At 70.3% G+C, this 16,387-nt stretch carries 9 protein-coding genes and 2 pseudogenes; 8 read left to right on the top strand and 3 right to left on the bottom strand.

Annotated elements, in window-relative coordinates; all coding sequences use genetic code 11:
• Nucleotides 1-33: 33 nt before the first annotated feature.
• Nucleotides 34-1,965, top strand: a complete 1,932-nt coding sequence (locus tag WAT24_RS13595) for a hybrid sensor histidine kinase/response regulator (protein ID WP_336808436.1) — start codon at nucleotides 34-36, stop codon at nucleotides 1,963-1,965.
• 83 nt (nucleotides 1,966-2,048) lie between these two features.
• Entirely contained in the window at nucleotides 2,049-4,838 is a 2,790-nt protein-coding gene (locus WAT24_RS13590) for a PAS domain-containing hybrid sensor histidine kinase/response regulator (protein ID WP_336808435.1), read from the top strand.
• A gap of 3 nt (nucleotides 4,839-4,841) precedes the next feature.
• On the opposite strand, the gene WAT24_RS13585 is transcribed toward WAT24_RS13590, so the two are convergent.
• Both WAT24_RS13585 and typA read right to left on the bottom strand, forming a co-directional pair.
• The gene (locus tag WAT24_RS13585) at nucleotides 4,842-5,099 is read right to left on the bottom strand and encodes a hypothetical protein (protein ID WP_336808434.1); all 258 of its coding nucleotides are present in this window, start codon (nucleotides 5,097-5,099) and stop codon (nucleotides 4,842-4,844) included.
• 157 nt (nucleotides 5,100-5,256) lie between these two features.
• Entirely contained in the window at nucleotides 5,257-7,086 is a 1,830-nt protein-coding gene (typA, locus tag WAT24_RS13580) for a translational GTPase TypA (protein WP_336808433.1), read from the bottom strand.
• Between the two features lie 239 nt (nucleotides 7,087-7,325).
• Here typA and WAT24_RS16550 point away from each other — a divergent pair.
• From WAT24_RS16550 to WAT24_RS16540, 3 genes and pseudogenes are all read left to right on the top strand, one after another.
• Nucleotides 7,326-7,505: pseudogene (locus WAT24_RS16550) on the top strand (DUF899 family protein); the annotation flags it as partial.
• Nucleotides 7,506-7,536: 31 nt separating this feature from the next.
• Nucleotides 7,537-7,638 (top strand): annotated as a pseudogene (locus WAT24_RS16545) (DUF899 family protein); the annotation flags it as partial.
• A gap of 56 nt (nucleotides 7,639-7,694) precedes the next feature.
• Nucleotides 7,695-8,072: a DUF899 family protein gene (locus tag WAT24_RS16540; protein WP_425605308.1), complete on the top strand. Its 378-nt coding sequence runs from the start codon at nucleotides 7,695-7,697 to the stop codon at nucleotides 8,070-8,072.
• Here the strand turns inward: WAT24_RS16540 and WAT24_RS13575 are convergent.
• Entirely contained in the window at nucleotides 8,014-9,411 is a 1,398-nt protein-coding gene (locus tag WAT24_RS13575; protein WP_336808432.1) for a GntP family permease, read from the bottom strand. The genes WAT24_RS16540 and WAT24_RS13575 overlap by 59 nt on opposite strands.
• Nucleotides 9,412-9,612: 201 nt before the next feature.
• On the opposite strand from WAT24_RS13575, the gene WAT24_RS13570 reads away from it, so the two are divergent.
• From WAT24_RS13570 to WAT24_RS13560, 3 genes are all read left to right on the top strand, one after another.
• A complete protein-coding gene (locus tag WAT24_RS13570; RefSeq protein WP_336808431.1) occupies nucleotides 9,613-11,838 on the top strand; it encodes a TonB-dependent receptor in 2,226 nt (741 codons plus the stop codon).
• 148 nt (nucleotides 11,839-11,986) lie between these two features.
• The gene (locus tag WAT24_RS13565; protein WP_336808430.1) at nucleotides 11,987-13,006 is read left to right on the top strand and encodes an extracellular catalytic domain type 2 short-chain-length polyhydroxyalkanoate depolymerase; all 1,020 of its coding nucleotides are present in this window, start codon (nucleotides 11,987-11,989) and stop codon (nucleotides 13,004-13,006) included.
• A 57-nt stretch (nucleotides 13,007-13,063) separates the two neighbouring features.
• On the top strand, nucleotides 13,064-16,372 hold the full coding sequence (locus WAT24_RS13560; RefSeq protein WP_336808429.1) for a hybrid sensor histidine kinase/response regulator: 3,309 nt from the start codon (nucleotides 13,064-13,066) through the stop codon (nucleotides 16,370-16,372).
• Nucleotides 16,373-16,387 lie beyond the last annotated feature (15 nt).

The following is a 16,387-nucleotide window of genomic DNA, read 5'->3' as shown; positions in this document are numbered from 1 at the left end:
CATGAGGGCCGGCCAGTTTCTGAAGAGGTAGACATGGCGATTGACGGGGAAAGCACCCTCGGCCGGATGGTCCAGGCGCTGGGAGCGCTGGCCATGGTGTTTCTCGATCCGGATGGCCGGATCGCCAGCTGGAACCACGGAGCCGAGCGCATCTTCGGCTATACCGCGAGCGAGGCCATCGGCCAGCCCGTCGGGATGCTGTTCACGCCCGAGAGCCATGCCGCCGGGTTGCCTGCGCGGGTCTTGAAGGATGCGGCCAGGGAGGGGCGCACCGAAAAGACGGGTTGGCGTCTGGCCAAGCACGACCGGCGGGTGTGGACCCGGGCGATCATGGAAGCGATGCGTGACGAAGCGGGCGCCTTGACCGGCTATGCGTACATCGTCCGCGAGCTTCCCCGTCAGGCCGATGACACGCTCGGCAGCGACGAACAGCAGTTCCGCCTGCTCGTGCAGGGCGTGCGCGACTACGCCATCTACCTGCTCGACCCGGAGGGCCACGTGGCCAGCTGGAACGCCGGCGCCGAGCGCATCAAGGGGTACCGGGAGGACGAGGTGCTCGGCAAGCACTTCGGCCACTTCTATGCGGACGAGGATGCCAGCATGGGCCGGCCGGCACGCAACCTCGAGATCGCACTCAAGCAGGGCGTATACGAGGGGGAGGGCTGGCGCAAGCGCAAGGATGGCTCGCTGTTCTGGGCCCACGTGGTGATCGACCGGCTGACGGATGCCGACGGCAAGGTCGTCGGGTTCGCCAAGATCACCCGCGACGTGACCGAAAGGAAACGGGCGGAAGAGGAGCTGGCGCTCGCGCGCGAGGCGCTGTTCCAGTCGCAGAAGTCCGAGGCGATCGGCCAGCTCACCGGGGGCGTCGCGCACGACTTCAACAACCTGCTGATGGCGGTGATGGGCAACCTGGAGCTGCTGCGCAAATGGCTGCCGGACGCGCCGCGGCCGCAGGCGCTGCTCGACAATGCGGTGGCCGGCGCACAGCGTGGCGCCTCGCTCACCCAGCGCATGCTCGCCTTCGCCCGCCGGCAGGAGCTGCACCCGCGCCCGGTCAACGTGCCGTTGCTGGTGCACGGCATGGCCGACCTGCTGCGCCGCTCGCTCGGGCCGCAGATCCAGATCGGGACCAACTTTCCGCTCGAACTGCCGCCCGTGCTGATCGACCCGAACCAGCTGGAGCTGGCTTTGCTCAATCTGGCGGTGAACGGGCGTGACGCCATGCCGCACGGTGGGCGGCTGGAGATCGGCGCGCGCGGCGAGCGGGTGGCCGCCGATCATCCAACCTCGCTGACGCCGGGCGAGTACGTCTGCCTGTGGGTGGCCGACGAGGGCCACGGCATGGACGAGGAAACCATCAAGCGGGCCACCGAGCCGTTCTTCACCACCAAGGGCGTCGGCAAGGGCACCGGCCTGGGCCTGTCGATGGCCTTCGGGCTCGCCGAGCAGTCTGGCGGGCGCCTGCTGCTGCACAGCCGGGTGGGCAAGGGCACCACGGTGGAGATCTGGCTGCCGGTCGCGCCGGCGGCGAGCGTGGCGCCGGAGCAGGAGGCCCCGCAGGTCGAGGCCGAACCGCGTGCCAGCCGGCCGCTCACCCTGCTGGTGGTGGACGATGACGAACTGGTGCTCGCCAGCGCGGTGGCGATGGCCGAGGACATCGGTTACGTGGTGCACGACGCCAAGTCGGGCGAGGAGGCGCTGGCCTGCCTGGAACGGCACGGCGAGATCGGGCTGGTGATCACCGACCAGGCGATGCCTGGCATGACCGGCACGCGGCTGGCGACCATCCTGCGCGAACGCAAGCCCGGCCTGCCGATCGTGCTCGCATCCGGTTACGCGCAACTGCCCGAAGGTCCCGTGCCCGGCGTGGTCCGGCTGGGCAAGCCGTTCACCAAGCACGAGTTGCACCGCGCGATCGAGGAGGCGACCGCGCAGGTATCGCTCGTCGATGAGACCGGTTAGCCACGTGCGGGCGGCAACCATAGGCGTTTGCCATACATCGCCCGCGTTAAAGTCCACCCCGGCCCGAGGCAGAAGAGGTCGCCATGGAGCATCCCCCGGAACCGCCGTCGATGTCGGCTGCGGCCGTGCTGCCTTTTGGAAGCGAGGCGCGGCTGGAACTGGCGACGCGCGCGGCACGGCTGGGTATCTGGGACTGGGATCTGCTGCGCGACACCGTCGTCTATTCCCCGCGTGCACGGGAGATCTGCGGCCTGCCGCCGGGCGACCAACCGTTGCGGCTGGAGCAGCTCCAGGCGCTGGAACATCCCGATGACCGGCCCCGCACGCACGCCATGCTGCAGCGCGCGCTCGATCCTGCGATCCGCGAGCGCCAGCCCTACGAGTACCGCGTGATTCGTCCCGATGGCCAGGTGCGCTGGGTACGCGCGCACGGCGAGGCGCTGTTCGCGACGGTGGACGGGTGCGAGCGCGCCGTGCGTTACGTCGGCACGCTGCGCGACATCACCGAGGAGCAGCAGCTGCGCGAGGCACTGCAGGCCAGCGAGGCGCGGCTGCGTCTGGCGATCGATGCCGGACGCATGGCGGTGTGGGAGGCGGACCTGCGCAACGACACCCTGGTCGGCTCGCCCGAACTCAACCGGTTGCTCGGCTTTCCCGAGGATGCCTCGCCCACTGTGGAGGAGATCCGTGCCGGCTACCCGCCGGCCGAGCGTGCGCGGGTGCGCGGCCTGATCCAGCAAGCCGCGGCGCAGGGCGGGCGCTTCATCGAGACCGAGTTCCACTACAACCGCCGTGATGGCCGGGCGTGCTGTCTGCAGCTGCGCGCGGAGATCCACCTGGACCAGGGCCAAGCGGTGCGGGCGGTCGGCGTGCTGGTGGACGTCACCGACCGGCACCTCGCGGAAGAATCGCTGCGCGCCAGCGAGGCGCGGCTGAAGCTGGCGCAGCAGATCGCCGGGATCGGCGTGTGGGAGTGGGACCTGGCAACCGACGCGTTGGCCTGGTCGCCCGAAATGTATGCCCTGCTCGGACTGGACGCGGGGACCCCCGATCCGTGGCGCGCGTGGTGCGAAGCGATGCATCCGGAGGATCGCGCGCGCATCGAAACGGCGGGACGCGGGGCCGCCGCGGAACGGCGTGGAGTGGACCTCGAATTCCGCATCCTGCGCGACGGCGCGGTGCGCTGGATACGCGCACAGGGCACCACCATCGGCGGCAACGACGGGAGCGCGGCGCGCATGATCGGCGTGAGCCAGGACGTCACCGAGGCGCATCGCCAGCAGGAAGCGCTCGAATACCGCAACCGGGCCTTGCAGCAGGACATCGAGCGCAGCCGTCGCGAGCGCGAACGGATCTTCGAGCTCAGCCAGGAACTGTTCGCCGTCGCCGCCCTGGACGGCCGGCTCAAGGTGACCAATCCGGCCTGGACCCAGTTGCTCGGCTACGACGCCGAGGCGCTGCACGGGCGCTTCCTGGTCGAGCTGGTGCACATGGAGGAGCGGCGCGTGGTGCTGGAGGCCATCGGCGCGATGCGGCACGGCGCGCGCGTGCAGCGCTTCGAGGGGCGTCTGCGGCGCGCCGACGGCAACTGGCGCTGGGTGGCGTGGACAGCGGTGCCCGAGGGCGACCAGTTCTATGCCGTGGGCCGCGACATCACCGACCAGAAGCTCGCCGCCGGCGAACTGGAGGCGGCCAACCGCCAGTTGCGCCAGCAGATCGAGAGTCGCGAACGGGTCGAGGCGACCCTGCGGCAGATGCAGCGGCTGGAGGCGGTCGGCCAGCTGACATCGGGCGTGGCGCACGATTTCAACAACCTGCTCACCATCGTGCTGGGCAACCTGGACCTGCTCGAGCACGGCACCGACGATCCGAAGGTGACCCGCCGGCTGGAACTGATCCGCCAGGCAGCGCTACGCGGCGCCACGCTCACCTCGCAGCTGCTGGCCTTCTCGCGCCGCCAGCGGCTGGAACCGAAGGTGCTGGACCTCAACGAGACGGTGGAGGGCATGAGCGAACTGCTCCGCAGCACCATGGGCGGCAGGATCGCCCTCGCCACCCGCCTGCAGCCGGGGCTGTGGAGCGCGCTGGTCGACCCGACGCAGATCGAGCTGGTGATCCTCAACCTCGCCATCAACGCGCGCGACGCGATGCCCAGCGGCGGCAGCCTGACCATCGAGACGGCCAACCAGGCCCTGCACGAGGAGCCGCAGCAGCCGGGCGAGCCGAGGCCCGGAGACTACGTCGTGATCTCGGTGATCGACACCGGCTTGGGCATGGAGGAGAGCGTGCGTGCGCGGGCCTTCGAGCCGTTCTTCACCACCAAGGAAGTCGGCAAGGGCTCCGGCCTCGGCCTCGCCCAGGTGCTGGGTTTCGTGCAGCAGTCCGGCGGTGGCGTGCGCATCGAAAGCGCGCCGGGGCGGGGTACCACGGTACGCGTGTACCTGCCGCGCGCGCGGGTGGACGCCAGGCAGGGCCAGGCGGAGCGGGACGCACGTTCGACCGGGTCTCCCTATCCACAACGCCGGCTGGCGCTGCTGGTCGATGACGACAACGCGGTGCGCGACGTCACCGCCGCGCGCCTGCGCCAGCTGGGCTTCGAGGTGATGGAGGCCGGCTCGGGCGGGGCGGCGTTGGACCTGCTCGACCGGCTGCCGAAAGTGGACCTGCTGGTCGCCGATTTCGCGATGCCCGGCATGAACGGCGCGGAGGTGGCCCGGCAGGCCCGGCAGCGTCGGCCGGAGCTGCCGATCCTGTTCGTCACCGGCTATGCCGACCAATCGGCGCTGGCCGACGTGGGCGAGGAGCGGGTGGTGCAGAAGCCCTTCCGCAACAACGAGCTGGAACGCAAGGTGCGCGCCGCGATCGGCGTGTGAACGTCAGGACACTTCCGCGCTGTGGATGGCGTGCGACCAGCGCTGCAGGGTCTGGTACAGGCGTTCCTGCCGGGTCAGCACGCCCGGGTGGCAGCCACGCGGGCGGGTCTGCTCGATCGGTTCCCGACTGAGCGCGCGCCAGCGCTTGACCAGCTCGGCCGGTGCCGGGTGCGATTCGATCAGGGCCCGCAGCACCAGCGCCATGCTCTCGACTTCGTTCTTCAGGCCGTCCAGTTCATTGCCGACCTGGGTGAAGGACACGGGTCGGCTGCTCGCAATCTCCATGACGATCCCCTCGATGGGCTGGCGCCCCCGGCACCAGACCGGACCACCTTGCCGCTACCGCCGTGGTCGCTGCGTGCAGGGGCACGAAAAAGCCGCCTTGCGGCGGCTTCGTCGCGGTCCGGACCGAAAGCAATCACGCGGCGCGCGAGGCCTTCTTGCGATCGTTCTCGGTCAGGTGCTTCTTGCGCAGGCGGATCGCCTTGGGCGTCACCTCGACCAGTTCGTCGTCGTCGATGAAGTCCAGTGCCTGCTCCAGCGACATGCGGATCGGCGGGGTCAGCTGGATGCCGTCGTCCTTGCCGGCGGCACGCATGTTGGTCAGCTGCTTGGCGCGCAGGGCGTTGACGGTGAGGTCGTTGTCCTTGGCATGGATGCCCACCAGCTGGCCCTCGTACACCTGGTCGCCGTCGCCGACCAGCAGGCGGCCGCGCTCCTGCAGCATGTTGAGCGCGTAGGCCGGGGTCGGGCCGGTGCCGTTGGAGATCATGACGCCATTCGGGCGCTGTGCGATCTGGCCTTCTTCCTTCGGGCCATAGTGGTCGAACACGTGGAACAGCAGGCCCGAGCCCTGGGTCAGGGTCTTGAACTGGTTCTGGAAGCCGATCAGGCCGCGCGCCGGAATGATGTACTCCAGGCGCACGCGGCCCTTGCCGTCCGGCTCCATGTTCTTGAGCTGGCCCTTGCGCGTGCCAAGGCGCTCCATCACCGCGCCCTGGTGGGCTTCCTCCACGTCGACCACCAGCTGCTCGAACGGCTCCATCAGCTGGCCGTCGATTTCCTTGATGATCACCTCGGGACGCGAGACGGCCAGCTCGTAGCCCTCGCGGCGCATGTTCTCGATCAGCACCGACAGGTGCAGCTCGCCGCGGCCGGAGACCAGGAACTTGTCCGCGTCCGAGCCATCCTCCACGCGCAGCGCCACGTTGTGCACCTTCTCGCGGTCCAGGCGGTCGCGGATCTGGCGGCTGGTGAGGAACTTGCCGCCGGACATCTCCTTGTTGCCGGCGAACGGCGAGTTGTTGACCTGGAAGGTCATCGAGATGGTCGGTTCGTCCACGGTCAGCGCGGGCAGCGCCTCGGGCTTGTCGGGCGAGGTGACGGTGTCGGAGATGGTGAGCTCCGGGATCCCCGAGATGGCCACGATGTCGCCGGCCTCGGCGGTCTCCTGCTCGATGCGCTCCAGGCCCAGGAAGCCCAGCACCTGGCCGACCTTGCCCGAGCGCTTCTTGCCCTCGCGGTCGATCACGGTCACCGGCATGCCCTTCTTCAGCGTGCCGCGCTGGATGCGGCCGATGCCGATCACGCCGACGAAGCTGTTGTAGTCGAGCTGGCTGATGCGCATCTGGAACGCGCCGTCCGGATCGACCTCCGGCTTGGGCGCGTGCTTCATGATCGCCTCGTACAGCGGGACCATGTCACCCTCGCGGGCTTCGGGATCGAGGCTGGCGTAGCCGTTAAGCGCCGAAGCGTAGACGATCGGGAAATCCATCTGCTCCTCGGTGGCGCCCAGGCGGTCGAACAGGTCCCACACCTGCTCGACGACCCAGTCGGGGCGCGCGCCGGGGCGGTCGATCTTGTTCACCACCACGATCGGCTTGAAGCCCATCGCGAAGGCCTTCTGGGTGACGAAGCGCGTCTGCGGCATCGGGCCGTCCATCGCATCGACCAGCAGCAGCACCGAGTCGACCATCGACAGCACGCGCTCGACCTCGCCGCCGAAGTCGGCGTGGCCCGGGGTGTCGACGATGTTGATGCGGTTGCCGCGCCAGGTGATCGCGGTGTTCTTGGCCAGGATGGTGATGCCGCGCTCCTTTTCCTGGTCGTTGGAGTCCATCACGCGCTCGGCCAGCACCGTGCGTTCGGACAGGGTGCCGGACTGCTTCAGGAGCTGGTCGACGAGGGTGGTCTTGCCGTGGTCGACGTGGGCGACGATGGCGATGTTGCGCAGATTTTCGATGGACATGACACAGGTCCGGGCGGCGCTCGATAAGCCGCCACGTAAGTTTCGGAGGGGTTAACCCCGGGATTATACGGGGTCGGGCGGCAACTTGCCCGTGTCCCGTCTGAACGGCGTCGCCAGCGGCCGGACGTGCCGAAAGCCGCCTCCCCCGGCCGTCGGACCGGTAACGGCCCGGGCCCGGGCCACGCACAGCGAGGAACGGCGATGAACGGCATGCCACCCGTGGCCCCACCGAAGCCTGGCAAGCGGCGCTCGAGCAGCTCCGCGCCAGGGAGAAAGCCGCCACCCGCGCGCTCGACGCGCTGGCAGCCGAGCGCCGGCGCCTGCCGATAGTGCGCTTCGAAGGCACATACCGCTTCGAGGGGGCCGCCGGCGGGGCCGGCCTCGTCGATCTGTTCGAGGGCCGCCGGCAACTGGTGGTCTGCCACTTCATGCCGCCGGGCGAGGTAGCACCTGCACGCGCGCGACACCAGCCTGGCGCTGGTCACCCCGGCGCCCTACGCGCGGCTGGCCGCCTACCGCGAGCGCATGGGCTGGCGGGCGCCCTGGTACGCGGCGCTGGGGACGCGTTCAGCCAGGCCTGCGGCCTGGGCGGCGGCTTCGCCCTCAGCGTGTTCCTGCATGAAGGCGGGACGGTCTACCGCAGCGATTTCACCCGCGCCCGCCGCGTCGACCGCCTGCGCCTGGACTTCAACCTGCTGGACCTCACGCCCTGCGGCCGCCAGGAACGCTGGGAAGACTCGCCTCCCGGCTTGCCGCAGGGGGAGCCGTACCGCTGGTGGCGCCGACACGACGAGTACGCCCCACTTGACCTCCGCGCCGTGGGAGCGAGGCTGCTCGCGATGCTCCCGGCTTTGCCGTGCCTTGATGGAACGGCATCGCGAGCAGGCTCGCTCCTGCCGCGGCGGCCGTGGGGCCGGGCGTCCGGTGTCAGACCAGCCCAGTCAGCGCGTATGCGGCGATCACCACGAACACGGCCAGCGTCTTGATCACGGTGATCGCGAAGATGTCGCGGTAGGACTGGCGGTGGGTCAATCCGGTCACCGCCAGCAGGGTGATCACCGCGCCGTTGTGGGGCAGGGTGTCCATGCCGCCGGAGGCCATCGCGGCCACCCGGTGCAGCACTTCCATCGGGATCCCGGCCGCCTGCGCGTTGGCGACGAAGGTGTGCGCCATCGCCGCCAGCGCGATGCCCATGCCGCCCGAGGCCGAGCCGGTGATACCGGCCAGCGCGGTCACCGTCACCGCCTCGTTGACCAGCGGGTGCGGGATCGCATGCAGCGCGTCGGCCACCCGCTTGAAGCCGGGCAGGGCGGCGATCACCGCGCCGAAGCCGTACTCGGAGGCGGTGTTCATCGAGGCCAGCAGGGCGCCGCCCACGGCTGCCTTGCTGCCCTCGGCGAAGCGCCGCACGACCGGGCGCCAGGCGAAGGCGAGCACGCACAGGATGCCCGCAAGCAGGGCCCCCTCGACCGCCCAGATCGCCGCGAGCTTGGACACCTCCTGCACCACCGGCTGGGCCGGGCCCACCACGCTGGGCACGAACGAGGCGGTCGCGCCGTAGGCATGCGGAATCGTGTCGGTGAGCAGCTTGTTGGCCACCCCCACCAGCACCAGCGGCAGCAGCGCGACCAGCGGGTGGGCGAGCGTGCCGTGCTCGAACGGCGCCGGCTCGTTGAGCAGGTCGGTGCCGTAGCCTTCGCCCACGGCGGCGGCCTTGCGCCGGCGCGACTCCAGGTAGGCCAGGCCCACGGCGAGGATGAACACCGAGCCCAGCGTGCCCAGCCACGGCGCCGCCCACGCGGTGGTGCCGAAGAACGGCGTCGGGATGATGTTCTGGATCTGCGGCGTACCCGGCAGCGAGTCCATGGTGAAGGTGAACGCGCCCAGCGCGATGGTGCCGGGGATCAGCCGCTTGGGAATGCCGCTGGCGCGGAACAGCTCCGCCGCGAACGGGTACACCGCGAACACCACCACGAACAGCGACACGCCGCCGTAGGTCAGCAATGCGCAGACCAGCACGATCGAGAGGATCGCGCGGCTGCGCCCGACCAGCCCGATGGTCGCCGCGACGATCGCCTTGGAGAAGCCCGACAGTTCGGTCAGCTTGCCGAACACCGCGCCAAGCATGAACACCGGGAAGTAGAGCTTGAGGAAGCCGACCATCTTGTCCATGAACAGGCCGGTGAACATCGGCGCCACCAGCGCGGGGTCGGTGAGCAGCACCGCGCCCAGGGCGGCCAGGGGGGCGCACAGGATCACGCTGTAGCCGCGGTAGGCCGCCACCATCAGGAAGGCCAGCGCGGCCAGAACGATCAGGAATGCCATTGACGTCGTATCCCCTGCGACGCGTCCCGCGCCATGGATGCCGGACGAGTATCGGCAGCGCGCCGGCGCGCGGGCACTGTACGAAGGTACAAGTGCCGCGATGCCGGCCCGTGCCTAGGATCGCCTCATCACGAGCATCCATCGTCGATGGCTGCGTCCACGGGCAACCCTCGCCGGTTGCGTCAAAGGGAAGGGGGAGTCATGCAACGCACGCATCTGAGTCTGGCCATCGGCCTGGTGTTCGGTATGGCCTTCGCCCTGCCCGCGCTGGCGCAGTCGTCGGCCGACACGCCGGGGCAGAACGCCGCCACGCCGGCCAACGCCAAGCAGCTGGAAAAGGTGACGGTGACCGCGCGCAAGCGCGAGGAGACCCTGCAGGACGTGCCGATCGCGGTGACCGCCTTCACCGCGCAGTCGCTGGAAAAGCAGAACGTGCAGAACCTGGCCGACCTGCAGGGCAAGGTGCCGTCGCTGCAGATCTATGCCGCGCGCGGCTCCAACACCACGCTTACGGCGTACATCCGCGGCGTCGGCCAGGCCGACCCGACCTGGGGCTTCGATCCGGGCGTAGGCATCTACCTCGACGACGTCTACCTCGCCCGCCCGCAGGGCGCGGTGCTGGACGTGTTCGACGTCAGCCGGATCGAGGTGCTGCGCGGCCCGCAGGGCACGCTGTACGGCAAGAACACCATCGGTGGCGCGATCAAGTACGTCTCCGCCCCGCTGCCGGTGAAGAGCGAAGGCTCGGTGGAAGTGACCGCCGGCACGCACGGCGAGAAGGACGTCAAGGCCAGCCTGGGCGGCGCCAGCGCCGACCAGGTGTGGCGCGGGCGCATCGCCTACGCCAGCGGCCACAACGACGGCTTCGGCAAGAACGTCCTCACCGGCAGCCGCAACGGCAACAAGAACACCAATGCCGCGCGCGCGACGGTGGGCTTCTTCCCGTCCAACACGTTCAGCATGCAGCTGTCGGTGGACGGCGTGCGCGACAACTCCAACCCGCGTGGCGCCAAGATGCTCACGGTGAACAAGCTCGATCCGGCCTACCAGCCGCTGGCCAGCGACTTCGACACGCGCAGCGGTTTCCCGCAGCTCAACCACACCAAGCTCTACGGCTCGGCGCTGACGATGAACTGGATGGCGAGTGCCGACTGGTCGTTGAAGTCGGTCACCGCCGTGCGCGGCTCCTCCACCGACACCAACATCGACTTCGACACGCTGCCTGAAAAGATCGCGGACGTGAACGCGGTCTACACCGACCACCAGTTCAGCCAGGAATTGCAGGCCAACTACGACGCCGGCGGCAGCCTGCACGGCGTGTTCGGCGTGTACTACTTCGACGGCAGCGCCAACGGCCACATCCACAACATCTTCCTGGGCTCGCCGCCGTATTCCACGCTGGGCCTGACCCAGTACGGCGGCACCGGCGGCAGCATGGGCACCAAGAGCTGGGCCGGCTACGGCGACTTCACCTGGGACATCAGTCCCGACTGGAGCCTGGACGTCGGCCTGCGCTATACCCACGAGACCAAGACCGCGCTGATCCAGAACTACGGCTACTCGGACGACACCTTCACCACCCCGATCGCCACGCTGGCCGACTTCAGCGGCTCGCACGCCACCGACAACGTCTCGCCCAAAGTCTCGCTGGACTGGAGCGTGAGCGAGCAGGTGAAGCTGTACGCCAGCTACTCCGAGGGCTTCCATTCGGGCGGCTACAACATCCGCGCCAACTGCGTGGCGATCCCCAGCTCGTGCCGCCCGATCGAGGACGAGAAGGTGCAGTCCTACGAAGTGGGCAGCAAGATGACCTTCTTCGACGACCGCCTGATGATGAACACGGCGGCCTTCCACAACGTGTACTCGGACATTCAGTTGTCGGTGTTCAGCTCCTACACGCTGCCCAACGGCAGCCAGGGCTTCTTCGGTGACTTCACCAACGCCGGCAAGGGCCACATCGACGGCCTGGAGGAGGAGTTCGCCTGGAAACCGTCGGAGAACTGGACCTTCAGCGGCAACGTGGCCTGGCTGCACACCAAGTACACCGAGTACATGAGCGGCGGCGTCAACATCGCCGACCGGCAGAAGTTCACCAATGCACCCAAGTGGTCCGGCGGGCTGTCGCTGGAGAACACCACGCCGCTGTCCGACGGCGGCAGCATCACCGCGCGGGTGAACTACACCTACCAGTCGATGGTGTATCCGGAGACCACGCTCTCGCCGCTGATCGCGCAGCCGGCCTACGGCCTGTGGAACGCCGGCGTGATCTGGCAGATCGACCAGCCCTGGTCGCTCAGCCTGCAGGGCACCAATCTGGCCAACAAGTCCTACCGCACCACCGGCTACAACGTGGGTGCGCTGGGCATCTACACGGGCTTCTACGGTGCGCCGCGGATGGTCACGCTGAGCGTGAAGTACCAGTTCTGAGCGGCGAGCGGCCGGGAGGGCCGGGGGCCACTCCCCGTCCCTGGTGCCTCCCGGGCTGCAGGCCGCCCTCAGGCATCATCCGCACCGCGCGCGACCGTCCCCGGATCGCACGCGATGCGTTCCCGCAGGACAACGTCCGGAGAGCTCCATGCGCAAGACCCTCGGCCTGCTCGCCGTCCTCCTCGCGAGCCTCGCCCACGCCGGCGACGCCCCGCCGCTCCCCAGGCTGAAGCTCGACCCCGCGCGGGTCGGGGTGGCGGGGCTTTCCTCGGGCGCCTACATGGCGACGCAGGCGCAGATCGCCTACCCGGAGATCTTCCACGGCGCGGCCATCGTCGCGGGCGGCCCGTACGGCTGCGCCGGCGGGCAACTCGCCACGGCGCTGGGCAGCTGCATGAAGGGCGTGCCGGCGCCGGACATCGATGCGCTGGTCGCCCGTGCCCGCAAGCTGTCGGCCGCCGGAAGCATCGGCCCGCTGGCCGGCCTCGCCGGGGCGCGCGTCTACCTGCTGCACGGCAAGGACGACGCACTGGTCGCGCCCGCCGTGGCCGAGGCCGGCGCGCGCTTCTATGAAAAGCTGCGCGACAGTGACCCGCGCCTGAAGGGCATGCGGGTGCGCGACGACGGCCAGCGCGCCTTCGCGCACAACCTGCCGGTGGCGCAGGCGGGCGAGGACTGCGGCAAGTCGGTGGCGCCGTTCCTGGGCCACTGCGGCTTCGACGCGGCGGGCGCCATCTTCGCGGAACTGTTCGGCAAGCCGGCGCATCCCGTGTCCACGCCGCGCGGCGCACTGCGCACCTTCGACCAGGACGCGCTGCGCCGCGACGGCAAGGACGCTTTCCTCGCCGGCGAAGGCTACCTGTACCTGCCGCCATCCTGCGCCGCCGGCAAGCCCTGCGGGCTGCTGGTCGCACTGCACGGTTGCAAGCAGAACGTCGACGCGGTCGGCGAGGCCTTCGTGCGCGATGCCGGCTTCAACCGCTGGGCCGACGCCTACGACGTGGCGGTGCTGTACCCTCAGACGCGCGCGAGCTTCGCGCCCTTGAATCCGCAGGCATGCTGGGACTGGTGGGGATACTCCGGAGCCGACTACGACACGCGCCAGGGCGTGCAGGTGCGCTGGCTGGTCGATGCCGTGCGCGCGTTGGGTCTTCCATCAGGCCGATGATCTGCTCGGCGCCCTCTGCCCGTCGGGGAGAGGGCGCACATCGCGCGGCGTAACTTGATGCCCGGCCCCACCCTGATCGCCCTCGCCGCCGCCTGCTGGCTGGGCCTGCTGTTCGGCGTCGCGCTGCTCGGCGAGCGCCGTCCGCGGCTGTTCGAGAAGCGCTGGGCGATCGTCTACGCGCTGTCGCTGGCGATCCACTGCACCTCGTGGACCTTCTACGGCACGGTGACCCAGGCCAGCCGCTCGGGCTGGTGGCTGCCGCCCACCTTCGTCGGGGCGATCCTGATGTACCTGCTGGCGGTCGGCGTGCTGCGCCGGCTGGTGGAACTGGCGCGCGAGTACAACGCAGGCTCGCTGGCCGACCTGATCGCGGTGCGACTCGGACGGCACTCGGGACTGGCGGCGCTGGTCACGCTGGTGGTGGTGATCGGCATCGTTCCCTACATCGCCCTGCAGCTGAAGGCGGTGGCGATGAGCTACATGCTGCTCAGCCACGGCCAGCTGGCCGAATCGGAACCCTGGCAGGACAGCGCGCTCTACATCGCGCTGCTGATGGCGCTGTTCGCCATGCTGTTCGGCACCCGCCGCGCCTCGACCACCGCGCACAACCGCGGGCTGGTGCTGGCGATGGCGTTCGAGTCGCTGTTCAAGCTCTGCGCCATGCTGGCGCTGGGCTCGCTGCTGTTCGCGCCGCTGCCGGCCGGCCTGCCGCCTGCGCCGGCCGTGCCGCACGAGAGCAGCGGCTTCCCGGCGCTGATCCTGCTCGGCGCGCTGGCGATGTTCACCCTGCCGCACCAGTTCCATGCCGGGGTGGTGGAGTGCCGCGACGGCGATCACCTGCGCACCGCGCGCTGGCTGTTCCCGCTGTACATGGCGCTGATCGCGCTGCCGATCCTGCCGCTGGCACGATTGGGCGACGCCTGGCTGGGACCCAGCGGCGTGCCCTCCGATCTCTACGTGCTGGCCTTGCCGCTGGCCCGCGAGCAGCACGGCCTGGCGCTGGTGGCGTTCCTCGGCGGCCTGAGCGCGGCCACCAGCATGGTGGTGGTGGCCACGCTGGCGCTGAGCCTGATGGTGGTCAACCATTTCATCGCCCCGCTGCGGGTGCGCGCCGGCTGGGGCCGCGACGAGCGCGGCGACCTGCGCGGCGAAGTGATCAACCAGCGCCGCCTGGCGATCGTCGTGTTGATCCTGCTGGCCTGGGGTTACAGCCGCGTGCTGGCCAGCCACGAGGCGCTGGCCGATATCGGCGCGATTTCGTTTTCCGCCCTGGCCGGGCTGGCGCCGGCGCTGCTCGCCGCGGTGTACCGGCCGCAGCTGGGGTCGCGCGCGGTCGCCGCGGGCCTGGCCTGCGGCACGCTGGTCTGGCTCTACGTGGTGCTGCCCACGCTGTGGCCGTCGCTTCCCGCAGGCCTGCTGCACGGTCCGTTCGGCGTCGCCTGGCTGTCGCCCGGACAGCTGCTGGGGCTGGGCGACTGGAGCCAGCTCGGGCGCGCGGTGACCACGAGCCTGGCGGCGAACGTGGCGTCGATGTGGCTGGTGGCGCAGTCGCGCTACGGCCAGGCCGCGCACGCCACCGGCGTGGGTGACGTCGGGGTGGCCGAGCTGCGCGCGCTCGCCGAGCGCTTCCTGCCGCCCGAGCGTGTGGCGCACCTGTTCGCCGCCGCGCCGGCGCAGGGTGCGGCCGGCCACGTGCGCGTCGATTCCGTCGAACACGAGCTGGCCGCAGTGATCGGTGCGGCCTCCGCGCGGCTGCTGCTGGAGGTGGTGCACCGCGAGGGCCGTGCGCAGCTGGATACGGTGGCGGCCATCGTCGGCGAGGCGACCCTGGACCTGCGCTTCAACCAGCGCGTGCTCGAGGCGGCGCTGGAGAACATGAGCCAGGGCATCTGCGTGGTGGACGCGGAGCTGCGCGTGGTGGCCTGGAACCGCCGCTACGCGCAGCTGTTCCAGTACCCGGAGGGGCTGCTGCAGGTCGGCCGCCCGGTCGCCGACCTCACCCGCTTCGTGATCGGCGAAGGGCTGATCGGCGAGGGCGACGTGGAGACGCGCGTGCAGCGCCGGCTCGTCCACATGCGCGCCGGCACGCGGCACCTGTCCGAGCGGCGCTTCCCGGACGGCACCATCGTGGAGATCCGCGGCAATCCCATGCCCGGCGGCGGCTTCGTCGCCACCTTCACCGACGTCACCGCGTTCCGCCAGGCGGAGGCGGCGCTGAAGAAGGCCAACGAGACGCTGGAACTGCGCGTGGAGGAACGCACCCGCGCGCTTGCCGCGGCGAGCGCCGAGGCACAGCGCGCCAACGAGGCGAAGAGCCGTTTCCTTGCCGCCGTCACCCACGACCTGATGCAGCCGCTGCACGCGGCGCAGCTGTTCGCGCACACGCTGACCGAACAGGGTGCCGACCCGGCCACCGCCGGCAACCTCAACGGCGCCCTGGCCGCCACCGAGGGCCTGCTCGCCGGCCTGCTGGACATCGCGCGGCTGGAGGGCGGCCGCCTGCAGCCGAGGCCGCGCGCCTTCGCACTGGCCGAGGTGCTCGATCCGCTGGCGGCCGAGTTCGGCGCGATCGCGCAGGACCGGGGCATCCGGCTGGACGTGGTCGGCACCCGCGCCTGGGCGCACTCGGACCCGCAGCTGTTGCGCCGCGTGCTGCAGAACTTCCTCTCCAACGCGCTGCGTTACGCCGAGCGCGGGCGCGTGCTGCTGGGCGTGCGCCGTGACGGCGCGCAGCTGCGCGTGGAGGTATGGGACACCGGGCCGGGCATCGCGCCGGACGAGCGCGCCACGATCTTCCAGGAGTTCCACCGTGGCCGCGCCGCGGGCGGGCAGGGGCTCGGGTTGGGCCTGGCGATCGCGCAGCGGATGGCCGGCCTGCTCGGACACCCGCTCGGCCTGCGCTCGTGGCCCGGCCGCGGCAGCGTGTTCGACCTGCGCGTGCCGCTGGCGCAGGCCCCGCGCCGGGCGCCTGCGGCCGCCGCGGCCGCACCCATGGCGCTGCCGGTGGGCCGCGCGCTGGTGCTCGACAACGAGCCGGCCGCCCTGGCCGCGCTGAGTGCGCTGCTCGGCAGCTGGGGCTGGCAGGTGCACGCGGCCCGCGACGTGGCGCAGGCGCTCGCGGTGCCGTGGCAGCCGGACCTGCACATCCTCGACTACCACCTGGATGCCGGCCGCACCGGCTGGGACGTGTGGCGGGAACTGAGCGGGCGCCACCCGCAGGTGCCCACGGTGATGCTCACCGCGGACCGCGACGGCGAGCTGCGCCAGCGCCTGCTCGATGCCGGCATCGGCGTGCTCTACAAGCCGCTCAAGCCGCTCGCGCTGCGCCAGTTGCTGCAGCGGGTGACGGCGGCCGTGCGCGCATGAGGCAGCGGCCCGGCC

Origin of the sequence: Fulvimonas yonginensis (assembly GCF_037137055.1) — a bacterium.
In the GTDB taxonomy this organism is placed as follows: Bacteria; Pseudomonadota; Gammaproteobacteria; order Xanthomonadales; family Rhodanobacteraceae; genus Frateuria_A; species Frateuria_A yonginensis.
The sequence above is the reverse complement of the archived record's forward strand: the minus strand, read 5'-3'. Positions and strand labels throughout refer to the sequence as shown.